Source organism: Desulfacinum hydrothermale DSM 13146, from assembly GCF_900176285.1.
Lineage (GTDB): Bacteria > Desulfobacterota > Syntrophobacteria > Syntrophobacterales > DSM-9756 > Desulfacinum > Desulfacinum hydrothermale.
Genome location: NZ_FWXF01000001.1, coordinates 476248 through 495936, shown reverse-complemented (window position 1 = coordinate 495936; position 19689 = coordinate 476248). Strand labels below are relative to the sequence as shown.

At 60.6% G+C, this 19689-nt stretch carries 21 protein-coding genes; 8 read left to right on the top strand and 13 right to left on the bottom strand.

From position 1 onward, the window contains the following. Positions 1-244 precede the first annotated feature (244 nt). The 11 genes from bamA to B9A12_RS17925 form a co-directional block, all read right to left on the bottom strand. The gene (bamA, locus tag B9A12_RS02290) at positions 245-2089 is read right to left on the bottom strand and encodes an outer membrane protein assembly factor BamA (RefSeq protein WP_170920280.1); all 1845 of its coding nucleotides are present in this window, start codon (positions 2087-2089) and stop codon (positions 245-247) included. Positions 2090-2124: 35 nt separating this feature from the next. After that, positions 2125-2901: a tol-pal system protein YbgF gene (gene ybgF, locus B9A12_RS02285; RefSeq protein ID WP_084055912.1), complete on the bottom strand. Its 777-nt coding sequence runs from the start codon at positions 2899-2901 to the stop codon at positions 2125-2127. A 24-nt stretch (positions 2902-2925) separates the two neighbouring features. After that, positions 2926-3495, bottom strand: a complete 570-nt coding sequence (gene pal / locus B9A12_RS02280; RefSeq protein ID WP_212636793.1) for a peptidoglycan-associated lipoprotein Pal — start codon at positions 3493-3495, stop codon at positions 2926-2928. Positions 3496-3680: 185 nt separating this feature from the next. Continuing rightward, positions 3681-5006: a Tol-Pal system beta propeller repeat protein TolB gene (gene tolB / locus B9A12_RS02275; protein WP_084055911.1), complete on the bottom strand. Its 1326-nt coding sequence runs from the start codon at positions 5004-5006 to the stop codon at positions 3681-3683. Between the two features lie 44 nt (positions 5007-5050). Further along, entirely contained in the window at positions 5051-5884 is an 834-nt protein-coding gene (locus B9A12_RS02270) for an energy transducer TonB (protein WP_170920279.1), read from the bottom strand. Positions 5885-5893: 9 nt separating this feature from the next. Beyond that, on the bottom strand, positions 5894-6325 hold the full coding sequence (tolR, locus tag B9A12_RS02265; protein ID WP_084055909.1) for a protein TolR: 432 nt from the start codon (positions 6323-6325) through the stop codon (positions 5894-5896). Positions 6326-6331: 6 nt separating this feature from the next. Continuing rightward, positions 6332-7156: a protein TolQ gene (tolQ, locus tag B9A12_RS02260; protein WP_245802320.1), complete on the bottom strand. Its 825-nt coding sequence runs from the start codon at positions 7154-7156 to the stop codon at positions 6332-6334. Between the two features lie 31 nt (positions 7157-7187). Then, the gene (locus B9A12_RS02255; protein WP_084055908.1) at positions 7188-7925 is read right to left on the bottom strand and encodes an SIR2 family NAD-dependent protein deacylase; all 738 of its coding nucleotides are present in this window, start codon (positions 7923-7925) and stop codon (positions 7188-7190) included. Between the two features lie 104 nt (positions 7926-8029). Next, a complete protein-coding gene (locus B9A12_RS02250; protein ID WP_170920278.1) occupies positions 8030-9121 on the bottom strand; it encodes a lytic transglycosylase domain-containing protein in 1092 nt (363 codons plus the stop codon). A gap of 599 nt (positions 9122-9720) precedes the next feature. Then, positions 9721-10137 carry a nucleoside-diphosphate kinase gene (ndk, locus tag B9A12_RS02245; protein ID WP_084055906.1) on the bottom strand — a complete coding sequence of 139 codons (417 nt, stop codon included), beginning with the start codon at positions 10135-10137 and terminating at the stop codon, positions 9721-9723. 177 nt (positions 10138-10314) lie between these two features. Continuing rightward, entirely contained in the window at positions 10315-10506 is a 192-nt protein-coding gene (locus B9A12_RS17925; protein ID WP_425430176.1) for a cytochrome c3 family protein, read from the bottom strand. Between the two features lie 176 nt (positions 10507-10682). Between B9A12_RS17925 and B9A12_RS02235 the strand changes: the two genes are divergently transcribed. From B9A12_RS02235 to B9A12_RS02220, 4 genes are all read left to right on the top strand, one after another. Beyond that, on the top strand, positions 10683-11663 hold the full coding sequence (locus tag B9A12_RS02235) for a methyltransferase (RefSeq protein WP_084055904.1): 981 nt from the start codon (positions 10683-10685) through the stop codon (positions 11661-11663). Between the two features lie 104 nt (positions 11664-11767). After that, positions 11768-12436: an anthranilate synthase component II gene (locus B9A12_RS02230; protein ID WP_084055903.1), complete on the top strand. Its 669-nt coding sequence runs from the start codon at positions 11768-11770 to the stop codon at positions 12434-12436. After that, positions 12433-13854: an aminodeoxychorismate synthase component I gene (gene pabB, locus B9A12_RS02225; protein WP_139796441.1), complete on the top strand. Its 1422-nt coding sequence runs from the start codon at positions 12433-12435 to the stop codon at positions 13852-13854. Before B9A12_RS02230 ends, pabB begins: the two co-directional genes overlap by 4 nt. Continuing rightward, on the top strand, positions 13851-14729 hold the full coding sequence (locus tag B9A12_RS02220) for an aminotransferase class IV (RefSeq protein ID WP_170920277.1): 879 nt from the start codon (positions 13851-13853) through the stop codon (positions 14727-14729). The genes pabB and B9A12_RS02220 overlap by 4 nt, the downstream gene beginning before the upstream one ends. A gap of 137 nt (positions 14730-14866) precedes the next feature. Here B9A12_RS02220 and rfbD read toward each other — a convergent pair whose 3' ends face one another. Together rfbD and rfbC are read right to left on the bottom strand one after the other, a co-directional pair. Then, a complete protein-coding gene (rfbD, locus tag B9A12_RS02215) occupies positions 14867-15727 on the bottom strand; it encodes a dTDP-4-dehydrorhamnose reductase (protein ID WP_084055901.1) in 861 nt (286 codons plus the stop codon). Positions 15728-15746: 19 nt separating this feature from the next. Further along, positions 15747-16295: a dTDP-4-dehydrorhamnose 3,5-epimerase gene (rfbC, locus tag B9A12_RS02210; RefSeq protein WP_084055900.1), complete on the bottom strand. Its 549-nt coding sequence runs from the start codon at positions 16293-16295 to the stop codon at positions 15747-15749. Positions 16296-16526: 231 nt separating this feature from the next. Here rfbC and B9A12_RS02205 point away from each other — a divergent pair, with 231 nt between their 5' ends. The 4 genes from B9A12_RS02205 to B9A12_RS02195 all read left to right on the top strand — a co-directional run bounded on the left by B9A12_RS02205 (position 16527) and on the right by B9A12_RS02195 (position 19620). After that, positions 16527-17090, top strand: a complete 564-nt coding sequence (locus tag B9A12_RS02205) for a hypothetical protein (RefSeq protein ID WP_084055899.1) — start codon at positions 16527-16529, stop codon at positions 17088-17090. A gap of 114 nt (positions 17091-17204) precedes the next feature. Next, the gene (locus tag B9A12_RS17735) at positions 17205-17339 is read left to right on the top strand and encodes a DUF6800 family protein (protein WP_281247889.1); all 135 of its coding nucleotides are present in this window, start codon (positions 17205-17207) and stop codon (positions 17337-17339) included. Positions 17340-17466: 127 nt separating this feature from the next. Beyond that, positions 17467-18588 carry a recombination-associated protein RdgC gene (rdgC, locus tag B9A12_RS02200; RefSeq protein ID WP_084055898.1) on the top strand — a complete coding sequence of 374 codons (1122 nt, stop codon included), beginning with the start codon at positions 17467-17469 and terminating at the stop codon, positions 18586-18588. 30 nt (positions 18589-18618) lie between these two features. After that, positions 18619-19620 carry a hypothetical protein gene (locus tag B9A12_RS02195; protein ID WP_084055897.1) on the top strand — a complete coding sequence of 334 codons (1002 nt, stop codon included), beginning with the start codon at positions 18619-18621 and terminating at the stop codon, positions 19618-19620. Positions 19621-19689: the final 69 nt, after the last annotated feature.

The following is a 19689-nucleotide window of genomic DNA, read 5'->3' as shown; positions in this document are numbered from 1 at the left end:
ATAGGCAAGATCGGTGGCCGCCTCCGTCCGGACGTGGGCACGTTCACACCGCCCTGCGCCATAGGCCCGGTTGCCTCGCCGGCCGCTTCTTGCTTCAGGCCGTTGCGTGCAAATCGCGTTGCTTCGCCCCCCTTGCGGGCGACACCCCCCTGTTTCTTCTTGCCGTCCTCATTTTTCTCTGGGCGCTCCCACAGGAGGAGAACCCGGGGCCCCAACTATCACCAGGCTGTTTCATGGCGGGTCCCTAAAAGGCGTGGCCGATACTGAAGTGGATCTGATACCGATTGAAGGGCACATCACTGGGTGGATTGAGCTGGTAGCCCACGTCCACTCGCAGGGGTCCCACCGGTGTCTTATAGCGCAGCCCCACGCCGGTGGTGAAGCGAAGCTGGTCCCAAACCAGTTCATAGCTGCTCGGATAAACGTTTCCCGCATCCAGGAAAAGCACCCCTTCCCAGGAATTTTTCAAGGGGAACCGCCAGTCCAGGTTGGCTTCCACCACGGTGAGCCCCCCCAAGGGATTGCCCGAATCGTCCAGAGGGCCCAGTTTCTGGTAGGGATAGCCCCGTACCGAATTGCTTCCTCCGGTGAAGTAGCGCTTGAAAATCGGCACATAGGTCGTGTCTTCCAATTCCTTGATGCTTCCCCAGCGCGCCCTCATGGCCAATACCCCCAGCGGGTCAAGGGGCAGATAAGCCCTTCCTTCCAGGCTCAACTTGAGAAAACTCACATCCGATGCCAGCCATCCGCTGCCCCATTCCAGTCGCTGGAGCACCTGCCAGCCCCGGTGCGGATCCAGCAGGTCGTCCACGCGCTGGTAGGTGCTGCCCGCCACCAGGGACGAGACGAAGTAGTTTTCGCCTTCCTTCTCCGCGCCCAGGACCTCATCCGGTTCCAGGCTCAGGTCCAAAAGCCGGTTGGCTTCCAGGTTGTGAGCCAGGTAGAGCAGGAGACGGTCCGATTCCCGCACATTCCATTGATTGCGGACATAGTACTGCTCGTTCTCAAAGCTTTCTTGGATCTCCCTGGAATAGCCGGCAGACGAGGTAAGAAAGGCGTTGAAACCCAAAAGGTGGGGCTGAAGAAGCCGGGCGTCCACATATCGGGCCAGGGAACTGGCCTTGGTACGGACCTGGAGATCGCGGCCGCCGCCCAGAAAATTACGGTATTCCCAACCCAGGATTCCCCGCAATTTGTCTTCGGTTCCGTAGCCCACGCCAAAGCGCACGCTCTGGCTCTTGGCTTCCTTGACCACGACGTGAATGGGCAGCCGCGGCCCCGTATCGCCCTCTTCCACCACCTGCACATTCACGAAGGAAAAGAGGCGGGTGTTCATCAGGCGCCGCTGGGCGGCTGTCACGGCGGATGTACGAAACCGTTCCCCCTCCCGAAAGTTCAACTCCCGGCGGATGATTTTCGCATCCACCTTGCGGTTTCCTTCGATCGTGATGGGACCGAAATAACAGGGAGGCCCCATCTGCACGTCCACCCGCAGACGGGCTTTCCGGGCTCTTTTGTCCAAGATGCCGCGGGTCGTGACCTTCGCCCGTGCATATCCCCATTCCGCCAGAAAACGCCGAATTGTCCTGTCGATATGCTCGTAGGCCGGCGTGGTGAAACGCTCCCCGGGGCGCACGGGAAGGTTCGACACGAGTTCCTTATGCCACGGGCTGCTTGCTTTTCCGTCCACAAACAGCTGGACGGATTCCACAAGCACCGGCTGCCCCTCGTCCACCTCTATTTCCAGGATGTAGTTGGAACCGACCAGGGGAAGGAGTCGATGGCCGACCACCCGGGCATCGTAGTAGCCCTGACTCCGATAGAGCTTTTCGATGCGCTCCAGGTCTTTGGCCAGGACACGCTCATCCAGGGGCTCTCCGCCAAACCAACGGAAGCGCCGTACGCGCGTCTCCATGACCTTTTTCAATTCCTTGGGAGACAGCCCCTTGACGCCCACGAATCGGATGTGGCGCACATAGCGCACCGGGGAGGAAGGAGTCTCTGGGGAGGCAGCCCATACGGGGGCCCCGCCCACCACCAAGGCGAGCAGGGTCACCAGGACAAGCCGCTTGGCGAGATCAGCGGGCATCTGCATGCAACCCTGGATGGCTCGAAAACGTCCGCTCACCGAACCCGTTCAAGCCACTTTTTGGCAATCTCGGCCTGGGGGGTCTGAGGATGCTGCTGGATCACCCGTTCGTAGAGTATCCTGGCGGCGGTTTTGTCCCCGAGCTTTTCGAAAGCGGCGCCTTGCTTCAGAAGCGCATAGGCCACTTTGTTGCCCTTGGGATAGCGGTCCAGGACGTCCTGGTAGGCGGCAATGGCTTCCTGGTACCGCCCTTTCATGAAGTGGCATTCGCCGATCCAAAAGAGGGCGTTATCCGCCAAATCCGACTGGGGATACCGATCCACGAACTGGCGAAAGCCTTTGAGAGCGTTTTCATAGTCGCCCTTTTGGAAAGATTCCAAGGACCGGCTGTAAAGGGCCTTTTCGGGATCCTGGGGAGGAGTTACGATCTGAACCCCGGCCTGGCTTCCGGTCGTCCCGGACGGGGCCGGGGTGGCAGATGCCGGAGCGGCCGTCGGGGCGGGAATCGGCGCCGCAGCCCGCTGCTGTTCCTCCAGCTGCCCTTTCAATTTGGCCACCTCCATCTTCAAGGCGTCCAGGCGCGCGTTCATCTCCGCCAGGCTTCGGCGTCCCGGGCCCTGTCCCTCTCCCGTGCCAAAGACGGCCGATTCCACACGCTGAACCCGAGAGTCCAGATCCTGAACCTGTTGTTGAAGGGAATAGACACTTTGCTGGAGCAGGGATGTTTGCTGGGTTGTCACACACCCCTGGAGAAGTATGAGCGTCAGAGCGGCCACGGCCGCTCCCCCCAAAGCCCTCATCCTGCCGGTCATGGTCTCCCCCACTGTGTTGGATGGTTAGAAATGGATCACAAAGTGCGCCCGTCGGTTCTTGGCCCAGGACGCTTCGTCATGTCCCGTGGCCACCGGCCGTTCTTCCCCATAGCTGATCATGCTCAAACGCGCCGGATCGATGCCGGAATCCACCAGGTACTGCCAGGCGCTGTTGGCCCGTCGCTCTCCGAGCGCCAGATTGTATTCACTGGTTCCCCGCTCATCGCAGTGGCCCTCGATGGTGACCTGAACCTTGGGGTACCGGCGCAGGAACTCCACCTTCCGATCCAGAATCATCCGGGCTTCTTCCAAAAGCACGTAGGAATCGAATTCGAAGTAAATATCCTCATTCTCGAACCGTTCCATGGCCTGGAGAAACCGGCGGCGTTCCGGTTCTGTGCGCAGGCCCAAAGCCTGCCAGGTGGCTTCGTCGATCCGGCTCGTGCTGGTCATTCCCGGCGCCTCGGTTTGCATCTGCTCCGAGGGAACCACCCCCCCCTGCACAGGCACCGCCTTCTTGGTACAGGCGGAAAAGGACAGGATCAGCAAGCCCATGGCCGCCCCGATCAGCATACGATTCACGATCTTGTGCATGGCTTCCTCCATCTTCCAGGTTTGGAATTCCGGCTGTCTGTAAGCGGGCTCTCCATTTATCCATTCGCTCCGTCCCGGAGTTCCTTCCCGGCTCGGCCACAAGCGGCCTTCCGGAACAAGCTCCCAGGAACCCGGAGCATCCATCTTCCCGACGGCGCAGGGGGCAACGGCCACTCCAACACGCTTTAGCGCCGGATACGAGGCGACCAGTCCGGAAGCGTCTGCTCACCGGGAAGGCGGGTCAGACGTTTGACTCCCTCGCCGTTGTAGAGCATGACCCACACGGCGGAGCGTCCCCCCTGGCGCGTGGAGCTAAAAGCAATCATCCGTCCATCCGGCGACCAGGTCGGCGCCTCGTTGTCACCCTCGCCATGGGTCAGTTGTCGGATCTCCGAACCGTCAGGTCGAATGATGTAGATGTTGTTGCGCCCCTTGTCCATGCCGCTGTAGGCGATCCAATCCCCCTTGGGAGACCAGCTGGGAGCCGTGTTGTATTTGCCGTGGTAGGTCAGGCGTTCCTTTTTGCCCGTGGCCACATCCAGGACATAGATCTGCGGATTGCCCGTCTCGGCCGAGACATAGGCAAGTCGGGTGCCGTCGGGAGACCAGCTGGGCGACACATCGATGGCCCAGCTGGCGGCCAGACGCTGGAGCACCCGACCGTTTCGATCCACCAGGTAGATGTCGGGATTGCCGTCTTTGGAAAGGGTGACCGCCAGAGCCTCTCCGTCCGGCCTCCAGGCCGGGGAGATGTTGAGCCCGGCGTAGGCGCACAGGGTCCGCCGTGTTCCGCTGAACAGGTCCACCGCATAGAGCCTCGGCGTGCCCTCGAAGTAGCTCACGTAGGCCAGTTGACGACCGTCGGGGCTCCAGGCCGGAGACAAAGCGGTGCTTCCGTCCCCGGTGACCCGTTTGAGGTTCTCTCCGTCAATGTCCATGAGGAAGATTTCCTTGGAACCGTCCTTGGCCTGAACGAAAGCGATCTGCGTATCGAACATGCCCGCCTCGCCGGTCAAGGCCGCAAGGATCTCGTTGGCGAACCGATGGGCCATGATGCGCGCGTCTTCCCGTCGCCCTTCGTAGATCTTGCCCACGACCAGGCGTTGGGCCACCACGTCGTAGAGTCGAAATTCGGTTCGCAGCCCCGTGCTCGAACGAGCACAGCGGCCCCGAACCAGGAATTCCGCCCCCCCTCGTCGCCACCGGTCGAAACGGATCTCCGCCGCCGTCACGCCCGGAGCCGCTTCCGGGCCGAGAAAGCCCTTGGGATCCAGAACCCGGAACAACCCGGAAAGATCCAGGTCGTTGGCCACCACGGAGGCCAGCAAGGTCCCCAGCCCCTGGGTGCTCGAATCCGCCTCTTGGAGATCGGGAACCGCTATGGGCAGCCGGACGAAATTCGGTTGGGTGATGTCGATGTAAACCCTTTCAGCCGCCACACCTTGATGCGGCCACGCCATCAGGGCCACCAGGACCGCCAACGTCAGCCACACGGCCAGCGGTCTTCCCATTGTGGGCTGCTTCCTCCTCGCCAAAGGCTCTCCTCCCTGAAAGCTCAAGCCAAGTCCTCCGGCCGGAACCGAATGCCGATCTCATCCCGCGGCGGACTGTAGATATCCGGGAATTTGGGCAGCGGGTTGGCCTTCTGGATGGCTCGTAAAACGGAATCGTCAAACAGGGCGTTTCCCGATCTCTTCTCGAAGCGGATATCTTCGATCGTGCCGTCGCGTCGGACCACAATGACCACCACCGCCTCCAGTTTTCGTGATTGCAAAAGCGACCGGGGCAGCGCCCACTGGCTCCGGATGGCGTTCCACACCTCCGTATAGTAGAGCCGACGGGCCAGGCCCAGGTCTTCATCCTCCGGGGCTTCCCGCTCCGAACGGGACGAAGGAGGGCCGGGGGTCTCGGTCTTGGAGCCCTGGGAAGCCGATCCGGTCCGTCGGCGCGGCACCTCCTGGGGAAGGAGTTTTTCCACCGTCTCTTCGATGGAAGGCTTCTCCACGGGGGCCACCTGGGGAGAAAGCGGCGCGTTCAGCTTATGGACCTCGGTTTCCTTGGGTTTGAAGACCTCACCCAGCCTCTTGACCGGCACCACGGGCGGCGGCCGGAACCCTTTCCGGGCCGTCTTGGGCTTGGAAACGGCGGGTGCCTTCCCCCGGCTCGATGATCGGGAAGGAGGAGCCTGAGATGGCAGCCCCACGTCCGCCGGCGAGACCAGCTTGACGGTGTAGAAGGGAATTTCATAGGTCCTGCGGGGAAGCACCTGGGGCAGCCAGAAGACCGCGGCGGCAAGGAACACATGGACCACAAAGGATATCCCCAGGCCCAGCACCACGTCTTCTTTGGGCAGGCGCAGGCGCGAAAATCCCGTCGAACCGTCCACCATCATGTCCCCTCAATCACCGCGGCTCTCCGCAGGGGCGCCCACCGGTTCCGTCACCAGACCGATCTGATCGATGCCCGCCTGCCGGATCAGGCTCATGACGTGCATCACGTATCCGTAGGGAATGGCCGCATCGGAACGCAAGAACACCCCTTGGGTCCCGCCCGTATTGCGGTAGATGGCCGCCAGTTTGGGTCCCAGCACATCCAACGCCACGGGATACTCGTTGATGTACACCTTTTTTTGGGCGTCGATGGTCACCACCAACCGCTCCTGCTCCGTTGGGATCGCCGGGGCCTCCACCTCGGGAAGGTTCACATCGATGCCCTGCATCATCATGGGAGCGGTCACCATGAAGATGATCAGCAGCACCAGCATGACGTCCACGAAGGGCGTCACGTTGATTTCAGACATGAGTCGTTGTCGAGATTCCGGGATCTTCATGGCCCATCACCCGCTGGCTATTCCGGTGCGCTCCCCGGCGGGCGATTCCTCCGCCGCCCGTGCTCCGTAGTAAGAACGGCGCATCCACTCGCGCTTCATCAGGCTGTAGAAGTCGGAGGCAAAGTAGCGCATTTGCCCGTCGATGCCCTGAACCTTGTTGATGAAGTGGTTGTAGAAGACAACGGCCGGGATGGCCGCCGTCAGCCCCACCGCGGTGGCAACCAAGGCCTCGGAGATGCCGGGAGCCACGACCGCCAGGTTGGCCGCCCCTTTCAAACCGATCTCCTGAAAGGAGGTCATGATGCCCCAGACCGTGCCGAACAGGCCGATGAAGGGGGCGGTATTTCCGGTGGTGGCCAGAAAGGGCAGAAACCGCTCCAGACGTCGTCTTTCCAGGAGCATGGAACCTTCCATGGTGCGCTCCACGGTCTCCAGAGCGTCTTCCACCCCGTTCAAGGCCCCCTCCCCGGGATTGCCCACCTCCAGCGTCTTGCTCAGCCGGCTCCATTCCACATAGCCACTGCGAAAGACTTGAGCCAGATAGCTCTCATCCAGCAGCTGGCTCTCCCGGTACAGATTTGCAAAGTTCTTCTTCTGCCGGTAGAGCTCGTAGAATTGCTCCGATTGTTTCTCCGCTCGGCGAAACAGGCGCCATTTCACCAAGGCGATGCCCCAGCAGACCAGGGACATCACCAGCAAAAGGAGCAGGACCACCTTCACCAAGGGACCGGCGTGGCGAATCATGTCGCTCACACCATTGCCAGCCCTCTGGTAGGGCGATGCCAGAGCCACGGTTGTCAAAACGGTTGGAAGAAGGGCTAGATTCATCATCAGGTTTCCACTCGCTTTCCTTGCCGTCGGTTCAAAGGCCCATGGCCGAAACGAGAGCGGACAAGGCACGGCCGGCGGGCTCACCAATGTACAGATCCGTCAGTGTTGGCGTCAAATCCGATTCCTGGGGATTGATTTCGATAATGAAGGCACCGCGGCCCTTGGCGATGATCGGCAGATGAGAGGCCGGAGCCACCGTGGCGGACGTCCCCACCACCAACAAGACATCGCAGCGCTCCACCCATCGGAGGGCCTCGTTCTGGGCCTCCACGGGAATGGCTTCTCCGAAGAAGACAAAATTGGGCCGAATGGGACCGCCACATGGACAACGGGGCGGCAGCTCCTTCAGGTCCAGATGCTCCCGCGGGAAATGCCTGCCGCACCCATCGCATCGAGCGCTTCGACCATGCCCGTGGAACTCCACCACCTTCCGGCTGCCGGCCCGCTGGTGCAAGCTGTCCACGTTCTGCGTCACAACCCCTTTCAGGATCTTTTCCTGTTCCAATCTGGCCAGAGCGTAATGGGCCGGGTTGGGAGCGGCGCTCTGGAGCAGGTGGTCCATGTCCAGCAACATCCGCCACACCTTCCCGGGATTGCGCCGAAAAGACTGGATATCCCCGTATTCCATGGGATCGTACTTGGACCACAGCCCACCCGGGCTTCGAAAGTCAGGGATTCCGCTCTCCACGGAGATCCCCGCTCCTGTGAGCGCCACGGCCCAGGCACTGCTCAAAAGCCGATCCGCAGCCTGTTGGATGAGGCGGTCCATGTGGTTAAACTCCTGTTATCTAACCCATTTCTCAGTCCATGCCGCATCGTAGTGGGGCCGCCGCGCGGTTGTCAAGGACCGAGAGTCGCCCGGGTCTTCGGTCATTAACGCCGGATGACCAACCTTTGGTTCACCCGGATGGTGGAACCTTTAAGCCGGTTCCATCGCTTGATCTGTGAGACTCGTACGCCGTAGCGCTTGGCGATCCTCGTCAGGGTATCCCCTCTCTTAACCCGGTAGACAATCTCCTTGGGTTTGAAGGCGTCGAGGAACGCCGTCAGATTCTCGCGAAACGGGGCGCCCCGGCCCTGGGGCAACCGAAACCGGTAGTGCCCCCTGGGGACCACCTGGGAAATGAACGCCGGGTTGAGGCGCTTGAATTCGCGGTAGGTGATGCCCGCCTTTTCCGCCAGGGCCTGGATGGGTACGGGGTATTTGAGCACCGCCTCCACATAGTCGAAGGTCTCCTGCGGATAGCCGGCCCCTTCCGGCAGCGCGTACCCATACTTTTCCGGACTGGACAGGATGGCTTTGATAGCCAGGATCCGGAAGATGTATCGTTCGGTTTCCGCCGGGAGCTTCAATTGGTAATAATCGCGCACCTTCTGGCGCTCGATCTCCTGCTGAACGCGCTTTTCGCCGCAGTTATAGGCGGCGATGGCCAAGGTCCAGTTCTGGAACATGTCATAGAGATCTTTGAGGTAGCGAAGGGCACTGTCCGTGGCCAGCTCGAAGTCGTAGCGTTCATCCAGCGCCCTACTCTTATCCAGGCCATAACGCCGCCCCGTACCCGGGATAAACTGCCACATGCCGGCAGCTCCCATGGGCGAATAGGCCGCATGCTGAAGATCGCTCTCCGCTACGGCCACGTATTTGAGATCCAGCGGGAGATTGCGCCGTTTGAGTTCTTCCTCGAACCAGGGAAAAAAGCGTTCGGCCCTTTTGAGCCACAGATAGACCTGGGCGTGTGCATAGACCAGGATGGTGAACTCACGATCGAAACGCTCCCACACATCCTGGATATGGAGCGGAACCGGCTCGCCGCACAGGTCCAGGTGGTTGGGTGGCGCCACGTAGGGAACCACCTGAGCGGGCGCCGAAGGCTCCGACTGGGCGCTCGTAGCCATGGCGAAAGAACTCCACAGAAAGCAGATCCCCAACAGGGCCCCAACCCACCGTCTTCGTCCTGCCATCATCGTCCAACTCCTGGCTGCCAATCCCTTTTGGTACCCGGCGGTCCCGTTTCCCTTCTGGAGGCGCGGATCATTTTCACAGCGAGTGGGTGCAGTATGCCACAGAGGTTGGAGTGAGTCACGAGAAGGTTCGCCGGCTCCAGGAGACTCTCCGTAAGCGCTGGGGATGCAAGGATTTCTCGTAGCGCAGCCCATCGGATCCGCCGGAGAGCCCCCGGACGCCCCATGGGCCATTGAGTCGCGGCGCTGGAGCCCCGCAGCGACGAACGAAGAAGGAAGCCCCTGGCTTTCAAAACAACCTGGACACCACGTGCCTTCAAGGCAGGCCCGGGCAGGCAAGCCCCTGAAAGGAGCTTTTCCGAGAACGTGGAGGTTGTTTCCATCGTGGGCGGATGGAAAGTTGGGACTACCAGGCGGGCCCGTGCTGCCGGCCTGCATTGCAGCAGATAGGGGCGGGTTTTGACCCCGCCCCTAAAAAGCTGGCCGAGAATTCAAAAAGCACCACGGGGCCGGTGAAATTTCAACCGGTCAGAAAGCCACAAAAGGCCGAAAGGCCATTGTCAGGCAATCCCCTGGAAGGAACGCGGGAATGCCCCAAGGGATCAGGAACAGATTTCCAGCTCGGAGAAGAAAAACGCGATTTCCTTTTGCGCCGTTTCGGGGGCGTCCGATCCATGGACGGTGTTCTTTTCCACGTCCAGGGCAAAATCCTTGCGAATGGTTCCCGGGGCGGCATCCGCCGGATTGGTGGCTCCCATGATCTCCCGGTTCTTCTGGATCACCTGGTCCCCTTCCAACACCATCACGACCACGGGCCCCGATGACATGTAGGTGGTGAGGCTGTCGAAGAAGGGCCTTTCCCGGTGTACCGCGTAAAAGGCTTCCGCTTCCTTCTTGGTCAGATGGCGCATCTTCATGGCCGCAATCCGGATGCCCGCCTTTTCAAATCGCGTGATCACCTCACCAACGAGACCGCGTTCCACTCCATCGGGCTTAATGATCGACAAGGTCCGTTCCATTCCTTACCTCCTAGAAACGATGATTTTTTCAGTCCGCTACCTCATGCGGTCTGCCGGGACAAAAGTCAAGCCAGAACTTGAGGTGGGGCCGAGCCATGGGGCGACCACAAAAAACGGGGGGCCGTTCGCCCCCCGCAGCGTTGCGTTTGCCGTGTCGCTGTCGGCCCCGGGCCACTCTCAGGGCTTGTGGCACTGGCCGCACATCACCGGCAGGTTCATCCCTTCCCGGCTGTTCAACCGTTCATCACACGATTTGCATTGCAGGTGGAAAGCCCTCTTGAGGGGGACGGCGTTCCCGTCAGCCACCGCCGTATGGCAGGTGGAACATTTCTGCTCCTCCCCCCCCCAGGTTGGCTCCAGAGCGGTCATAATCGTGATGACAGCGACTGCAGTCGATGGCCTCGGCGTATCGTTCATGGGGGAACGTGACGGATGGCCTTTCCGAAAACGCGTTGCCACATGCGGGTTGACGGCTCTCCGGGCCTGGGATATCGGTTCTTGCGTGATTCAAAAATGAGAGCCTTTCACCCAGAAAAGGAGATCCCATGGCATCCAGCCCCGATCCTTTGGAACCGGTCCGCGGTTTTATGAAGAGCCGCATTCTCCTCACCGCGGCGGAATTGGATGTGTTCACGGCCTTGCACGACGGGCCCCTGTCCGCCGAGCAACTGGCGGAAAAGACGGGAACCGACCTGCGAGCCCTGAGCCGCCTTTTGGACTGCCTGGTCACCTTCGGGCACCTGGCAAAAGAAGACGGCGCCTACCGCCTGACGGAAGAAGGGGCGGTCTTTTCGGCCCGCCACCCCGAGAGCGTTTTGCCCATGGTGCTTCACATGAATCATGTGTGGGACAATTGGCACCACCTCACTCGTACCGTGCAAGAAGGAACCAACGCGCAGCGCAAAGCCCCCACGGCTTCGGGACCTGAATCCCTAAAGGCCTTCATCGGGGCTATGCACGTGGTGGGGCGGAACCTGGCGCGTGAGATCGCCCGCTCCCTGGACCTGAGCCCTTACCGCAGCCTTTTGGACATCGGAGGGGGATCGGGCACCTACACCATAGCGTTCCTGGAAGAAAACCCGTCCATGAGAGCCGTCCTGTTCGATCTGCCCGACGTGATCCCCATGGCCCAAGAAAGGCTGGCGCAGGCACGACTGCTGGATCGCGTGACGCTGGTTGCGGGAGATTTCTACAACGATGAACTTCCATCCGGCTGCGACCTGGCTCTACTGTCGGCCATCATCCATCAGAACAGCCGTGAAGAAAACCGAACGCTTTTCCAAAAGATCCAACGGGCCTTGCAACCCGAAGGCGGTCTGCTCATCCGAGACCACATCATGGATTCAGATAGAACCTGGCCGGCGGCGGGCGCCCTTTTTGCCATCAACATGCTGGCCAACACCGCCGGGGGCGACACCTACACCTTCGAGGAGGTGGCGGAAGACCTAAAATGGGCGGGGTTTCGCCATGTGCAATGGATACGCAAAGGAGCGCGCATGGATTCCCTCGTTCTCGCCACTTCTTGACAAGGCCGTCCCCCCCTGGCATAAAGATGATTGAGGTATGTCAGGCCATTCAAGCCACCCAGCCTCCAGGGCGGGGTGGCTTCTTTTTTTGGGGAGGGGACACCATGCAGCTGGTGCTCATCGACAACTACGATTCCTTCACCTACAACCTGTACCAACTCTTTCTCGAATTCCAGATCGACGTGCGGGTCTATCGCCACGACGTGGTGACCCTCCAGGACCTATCCCGGATGCGCCCGGATTGGATCTGCATCTCACCGGGCCCAAAGGATCCCCGCCATGCCGGCATCAGTATCCAGGTTGTGCGGGCCTTTCAGGAAACGACACCGATCCTGGGAGTGTGCCTGGGGATGCAAGTGATCAACGAGGCCTACGGAGGCCAAACCACCCGCGCCCCTGTCCCGCTGCACGGCAAACGCTGCCGGATTCACCATGGACACGATCCCATGTTTTCCGGGATCCCCTCTCCCTTCTGGGTGGCCCGCTATCATTCCCTCCAATGTGCCGATGTGCCCCCGGTTCTGGTGCCAACCGCCTGGGCCGACGACGGCGTGCTCATGGCTCTCCGCCATCAGAGCCTGCCGGTGTGGGGCGTGCAATTCCATCCCGAATCGTTTCTGTCGGAATTTGGCTTGGAGGTCATGGCCAATTTTCTGTCCCTCCATCCCAACTTTTGCCCGGACGCAGACCTTCTTGCACCGCAGAAGTCCCGCTTTCCCCGCTGGTTGAGGCCCGAGCCGCCCGGGTCCGAGATGTTGGAGGCCCGGCCGTGAAAGGTCTTGATGAGATCTTAAAGCCCGCGGTGCACCTGTCCTCCCATGTGGTTTCAGAACAGGAGACGGACCCATCTTTCCTGGACAGGGCCAAAGCGATTGGACAAAGAATCCACAGCGCCGTTCTCATGAGCGGCGGTTGTTTGGACTGCAGCCGTTATTGCCTGGCCTGCTGGAACCCCCTGGCGGTGCTATCGGCTAAGGGACATCGGGTACGCTTGGAACTGCCCACCAAGGCACACACCTTCCGGGCCAATCCCTTCCATGCGCTGGATGACTTCCTCAAGCTCACGACCCCGACCGACCTTCCAGCCCCAGAACCCTTTGCAGGCGGTGCCGTGGGCTATTTGGCCTATGAGCTCAAGAACACCCTGGAAAGACTGCCCCAGACCGCGCGAGATGATCTCAACCTGCCGGACATGTACCTTTTCATTCCGGGCGATATCCTGGTCTACGACCGGGCCAGCTCCCGGACGATCCACATCCGTTTCGCCTTGGAAGACCAGGCCGGGACTGTTCCTGAGGCCCCTTGGGGCCCGTCCGTCAAGGCCCCGGACCTGGTGGACGGCGTAGGCCAAGCCTTCAGCGATTTCAGCCACGGCGAATACCTGAGGGCCGTGGCGGCCATTCGGCGCTACATCCGCCAGGGACACGTCTACCAGGTGAACTTGTCCCAACGGTTTACCGCTCCCTTTGCAGGAGATCCCTGGCGATTTTGGACCGCCTTGTTCCAGAAAAACCCGGCCCCCTTCTTCGCCCACATCCACGCCCCCGGCCATCGGGTGCTCAGCACGTCCATGGAGCGCTTTCTCTACCGCAGGGGGGATCTCATCGAAACCCGGCCGATCAAAGGCACCCGGCCCCGGGGTAAAACGGCTGGAGAGGACGCGGAAAACCTCCGGGACCTGATCATCCATCCCAAAGATGACGCGGAGCTGTCCATGATCGTGGACCTTTTGAGAAACGACCTGGGCCGGGTTTGCCGCCGTCGATCCGTGGTGGTCCGCCACCATAAGAAGGTGGAATCCTACGAAAACGTGCACCACCTGATCTCCATTGTGGAGGGGCGCCTGAAAGAAGGCACCACCCATGGACAGGTTCTTCGGGCCACTTTTCCGGGCGGATCCATCACAGGATGCCCCAAGATCCGGGCCATGGAAATCATCGACGAGCTGGAAAAGCACGTACGCCACGTCTACACGGGATCCATCGGGTACCTGGGCTGGCACGAAAACATGGACCTGAACATCGCGATCCGAACCGCCATCTTGAAGGACGGGATGCTGCACTTGGCCGTGGGAGGGGGCGTGGTCTACGATTCCGACGAAGAGGCGGAGTATCAGGAAACGCTGCACAAGGGGCGGACTTTTTTTCATCTCCTGAAAAGATGGGAACGGGAAACCGGAGGAGATCCATGACCGACAGTCCGGATCGCGTGGTGTGGCTGAACGGCTCATTCGTGGCGGAAGCAGACGCCCGGATTTCGCCCCTGGACCGAGGCTTCCTCTACGGCGACGGCTTGTTCGAAACGCTGCGGGCTCAGAACGGGAACGTGCTCTACGTGGCCGACCATCTGGAAAGGCTTCGAAAAGCGTCCGGGCAGCTGCGGTTGACGCCCGAAAACGCCTTCCCGTCGCTAAGAGACATCTCCCGGTGGCGGGACCTATTGGAAAATCTACTGAAAAAGAACGGCCTCACCGCCGGGCCGGCCCGCCTCAGAATCCAGATCACCCGGGGACGGGCCATGGATCTCGGGCTCCCCACCCCGGCCTCCCCCACCCTGCTGGCCATGGCGGCTCCCTACCACCCCCCCACCCGCCGGGAGTGCGAATCGGGCTGGCGGCTGCACCTGGTGAAATCGCCCTTCACCTCCGCTCTCGCCGCCTTCAAGACCTGCAACTACCTGCTCTATCTCCAGGCCAGGCAAATGGCGCGCGACACCGGCTTCCATGAGGCGCTCCTCACGGACCCCAACGGTACCTTGGCCGAGACCAGCACCGGCTCCCTGATCTTCCTGAACGAAGGCGTCTGCACACTTTCCGCCAGCCCCTTCCGGCTTCCGGGAACTGCGGAAGAGAGGATCGCTCGGATGTTTTCAAAAGACGGCTGGCAGGTGACCCGTGCCGCCGTCACCCCAGGGGACCTTTCTTCTTATGAGGCGCTTTGGACCACCAACTCCCTCATGGGCGTGCTGCCCGTGCGGAGCGTGGATGATGTGGCCTTGCCCCGGATGTTCCGACGCCGAGCCGACCAATACCGCGAACATTTTTTCCAAGCGGGTACACGCCTCTAAGGCCTTGCGGGAAGACGCATGGGCCCGCCGAGCCGACCAAAGGCCCCTTTCCTGATCGGAACCCTTGGGGCCTCGGTCTCAAGGCGGTGATGCCGTGCCATGCAATAGAGCCGCTTGGCCCATGTATCCAGGTGGCATCATGGAAGGCGGGATAACATGCGCCGGAGGGTCTCCCTCCAATGGAGCGGCTCTTCCGGCCAGAGCTTCCAGGTTTCTTCCTTGTCCAGAACACTGTAGTTGGGCCGCTTCGCCGGTGTGGGGTAGGCCGCGCTGGGGATGGGCCGCACGCGAACCCGGCGGCCTCTTGCCGCCCGCGTTTCTTCTTCCACGGCCACGGCCAGATCGTACCAGGATGCCACACCGGCATCGGTGAAATGGACGATGGACGGCGCATCGTCCAGGAAGGCCAGGTGTGATAAGAATCGCGCCAGATCATGGGCCCACGTGGGGGTTCCCACCTGGTCACAAACCACCGCCACTTCCTCCCGCTGGGAGAAGAGCTTCAGCATGGTCTTCACAAAATTGGATCCATGCTCGGAATAGAGCCATGCCGTTCTCACTACCGTGGACCCGCCGGGATGAAGCTCCAAGACCGCCTCCTCGCCGGCCCTCTTGCTCCGGCCATAAACTCCCAGGGGATGGGTCGGATCGGTGGGTTTGTAGGGACGGCTTGCGTTTCCGTCGAAAACAAAGTCCGTGGAAACATGCAGAAGCCGGATGCGTTGCCGGCTGCACTGCTGGGCCAGGTGGGCCGCTCCATCCCGGTTGATGAGAAAGGCCGCCTCCGGATCCGATTCCGCCCGGTCCACGGCCGTGTAGGCCGCCGCGTTGACCACCACTTGAGGCCGAATGTGTTCCAAAGCCCGCCGCACCTGGTCCGGCCGGGTCACATCCAGTTCGGCGCGCGGAAGCGCCACCAGCCGGAGGCCCTGCCGATGGCAACGCTGCAACTCCCAACCCAGTTGGCCACCAGCCCCTGTAACGAGAACCGTACGCATTCCCACTCCTCACCTTGGGTCACGGAAAAAGATCCGCTTTCTCCACCGGGACCCCCGCCGCATCTTTTGGGGAGACCACCGGCTGCACGCCCGGATCCAGGGGCCACTCGATCCGGAGTTGGGGATCGTCCCATCGGATGCATCTTTCGTATTGGGGAGCGTAAAAATCGGTGGTCTTGTAGAGCACTTCAGCCCATTCACTCAAAGTCAGAAAGCCGTGGGCGAATCCCTCCGGGACATAGAGCTGGAGTTTGTTCTCCGCGGAAAGCTTTACCCCGTACCACTGCAAAAAAGTGGGTGAGGAGCGGCGAAGATCCACCGCCACATCGAAGATTTCGCCCGTCACCACCCGCACCAGCTTTCCTTGGGGCTGTGGCATCTGGTAATGGAGGCCCCGGAGAACCCCTCGCCGGGACCTGGAATGGTTGTCCTGAACAAACTCCTGGCAAAGCCCAAGATCCGCAAGCACTCGTTTGTTGTAGCTTTCGAAGAAAAAGCCCCGCTCGTCTTCAAAAACCCGGGGCTCCAAAAGCACCAGATCGGGAATGGGAGTACCAAGCCGTTTCACTGCCCGCCTCTCCGTCGTAAGGGGTCATGGGGAATGGGAACATGCGGCCTTCATTATAGCGGGGCAAAAAGCAAACCCAAAGAACGTTCTGCGCCCGGGAGGATTCCAGAGGTATTCTTTGATTTTTTGTGGCGTAACCTATATTTTTTCAACGCTCGAAACGAGCGCGAACGAGGGCCTTCATACCAAGGTCGGCGGCCTTTCCCGTGACTGTAAGAACGCAGGAGCCCCATGGAACGATCGCCGTTCAGCCAGAAAGAGATTCCCGTTCTGACCGAGGCGATTCGCATTGCCGAAGAGCTCATAGGAGATCGCTTCAGGATTTCCACTTCCGATTGGAAAAGGTACCGCTACGATATCCAGTCGCTCAAAGACCTGCGGCCGGAAGAGATCACCGACAGCGCCTTCGCCCAGATCCGGCGCTACGCACGCCAACCCCATGAAAAGCTCTTGGCGAGTAAGCATGGGGACTACTTCAAGATCTGCCTTCAGGACCACGTGATCCGAAGAGCCCTTGCGCGGGACCCCCACATCCGCCTGCTCCCCCTGGCCACCTACATCGTGACCCACGAGTTGATCCATGTGGTGCGTTTCGCTCGATTTCTGCAAAGCTTCGACGCCCCACCCCGGGAAAGGAACGAGGAGGAAATTCGGGTCCATCACCTCACCGCCGAATTTCTGGGCCCGTTGAGGATGCAAGGGATGCCGGAAGTACTCCAGGCCTTCCAGGACTGCCGCAACATGGAGACCTTCATCAGCCAGAGCAGCCAGACGGATCCGGCAGATTCCCGTTGACGATCCGGGTCGGTTTCGCTAAAAGAAAACCCTTTGACTTGGGGTATTAACGGGAGCCGGTCTCATGGGCCGGCTCTGTGTTTGATAAATCGCATGTGGAACGAGGAGGCTTGAATGGCACGTCACAAGAGGATCGAACGTCGCAGGGAGCTGGATCGCCGTCGTCACCGCAGGAAAAAGAGGGCCAAGCTGCGCGCCAAGGGTCTGCTGCCCCCGGCGGAAGGCAACCAGCAGGCCGAAAGCAGATAAACCACCATCCCGGTGCACCGTAACGACGACGGGTGGGGGCCGAAGCCCTAATCAGGTGCCGCTCCCACTCGTGCCCGGCGAGTGACACCGGAAATGGCCCTTTCGACAGACACGCAGGGAAGAATCCATGCCCATCCAGAGCGGATCCGCGTCTTTTACGCGCTTTTTCGTGCCCGAACCCCATGTGGCGGATTTCTGGTCCTATGTGGATGAGACGCTTCGCGCGGGAGCCTATCGGGACGGCTCCGATGGCGCCGAGGCCCCCAGGGGATTCGTTGCATGGGAGGATCTTTTCGACCCTTCATTCGCCTATTCGTCCTACCACAAGGGTGAATACATCGCTTTCCAGTTCCGCCTGGACCAGAAGAAGGTCCCGTCCCTGGTGCTCAAGCAATACGTTCGAGACGCCGTGGAACAGTACCGGAAGGAGCATGAGGGCCGTTACCCTCCGCGCCAGGAAAGATTGAAGATCCGCGACGAAGTGCACACCAGGCTTTTGAGCCAGGTGCTTCCCCAGCCTTCAGGATGCGACGTGGTGTGGAATCCGGCGGGGCGGTGGATGCTCGTGGGCACCTCCAGCCCCAAAATGCTGGAAGCCTTCCTGGAACATTTCGAACGCCATTTCAAACTCTATCCGGTGCCCCTCTACCACGCCCAATGGGCGCTGAACTTGCTCCCTTTGGAAGGGCGCCAGAAGGACACGCTGGCCGGCCTCATTTCCATCAAGTCCCCCCATGCCATGCACGAAGGGCGCTTTCTCGGCTACGAGTTCCTGACCTGGCTGTGGCATTTCGTCGAGACGGAAGGGGGTCAGTGCGACTTCGCCCCGGGCATGACGGCCGCCCTGGCCCTGGGAGAGCGAATCGTACTCAGCCGGTTGGATGACGGCAAGGAGCGGGTGATTTGCACCACTCAGGCGGGGGCCATGGACGAAGCCAGAACCGCCCTGCGCCAGGGCAAACTCGTTGAGGAAGCCCAATGGATCGTCACCGTGGGCGACAACGAATACATCGCGATCCTGGATCGGGACCTGTGGGCCTTCAAGGGACTGAAAACTCCCAAACAAATGCCCGAATTCGATGAAGAGGATCCCGACGGGCGTTTCCTGGAAAAGATGTTCTTTCTTGAAGAGACCTTCGCGGTGTGGAACGCCCTGTTTCAACGTTTTCTGAGCTCCAGACTCAGCCCATCGTGGAACTCCGACACCCTGCCGGCCCTGCGGCAGTGGATCGAGGGAACGTCCCAATAGCACACCGTCCAACCGGCGGGGCCGGATAGTATGTACGCCCAACCTGCGCTCGACTGGCTCAGACAGCTCGCGGCCGAGCACCTCACCAGTCTCCTCGTGTGCGCCCTGACCCTTGCGGTTGTGGGCGTCGTTGTGGTCCTGCGCTGGTGGCTCCGCCGCCGATGGCACGCCCTCCTTCAGGAAAGCGCCGTCGACGGTTTTCAGTTGGGAGATCCCGAGAAGCTGACGCCCCAGGATCGCCAAGCCCTGGAGTGCCTGAAGCGGATGCGCCGGGAGATCCTCCACGTCCCTGAATCCCAGCTTTCCATCACCTTTGAAAGCCTCTTTCAGCGCTCCCAGCATGTGGTTCGAACAATCGCGCGCATCTACCATCCGGACGAAGAGGAAGCGGAATACCAAGCATCCCTGGACGGCCTGCTCCAACTGACGCAACGGGTCACGGGCCGCCTGCTGGCCGTTGCCGCCTATGGCCCTTTCCGTCTCCTGGCCTCCCGGCGCCTGGCTCACTATCGATCCCTCTACCGATCTTACCAAACCGTTCAGGAAAATCGCCTGGTACAGGGACTCCGGAGGCACAAACGCATTTACAAGGTGGCCCGCATGTTCTGGAACCTGCGGAATATCAAAAACCCCTTCTACTGGCTCGGAAAGGAGTTGTCCCAGGAGGGCTATTTTTTGATGCTGCGATGGTTTCACGTCACCTTGGTCAACCAGGTGGGCAAGGAAGCCATCCGCCTCTATAGTGCCCAGCCTTTCATCCACAACGAAGAACGGGATTTGGCCCTGGCCTGCTTCAAGGTTTTTTCCCAATGTGAACGGGATGCAACGCTGGACGCTCCAGGATTGAAGCGATGGATCTCCTTTGTGTGCCGATTGCCGGTGCTGGATGCGAGCAGCAAGCTCAAGCTGATCCAGCAGGCCTGTTCCGGATCCCTGCCGCCGGAGATGGAAGGGGAAGATTTACGCACCTCCCGCGGCAAGAAATGGTACCGAAAGGGCCTGGAACACGTGCATGGAAAGGATGCGGAATAATTGATGTTCACACCCTCCCGGTGCGATGGTAGAATGAGGCAATTGAGGATCAAACCAATTCAGCAAGGA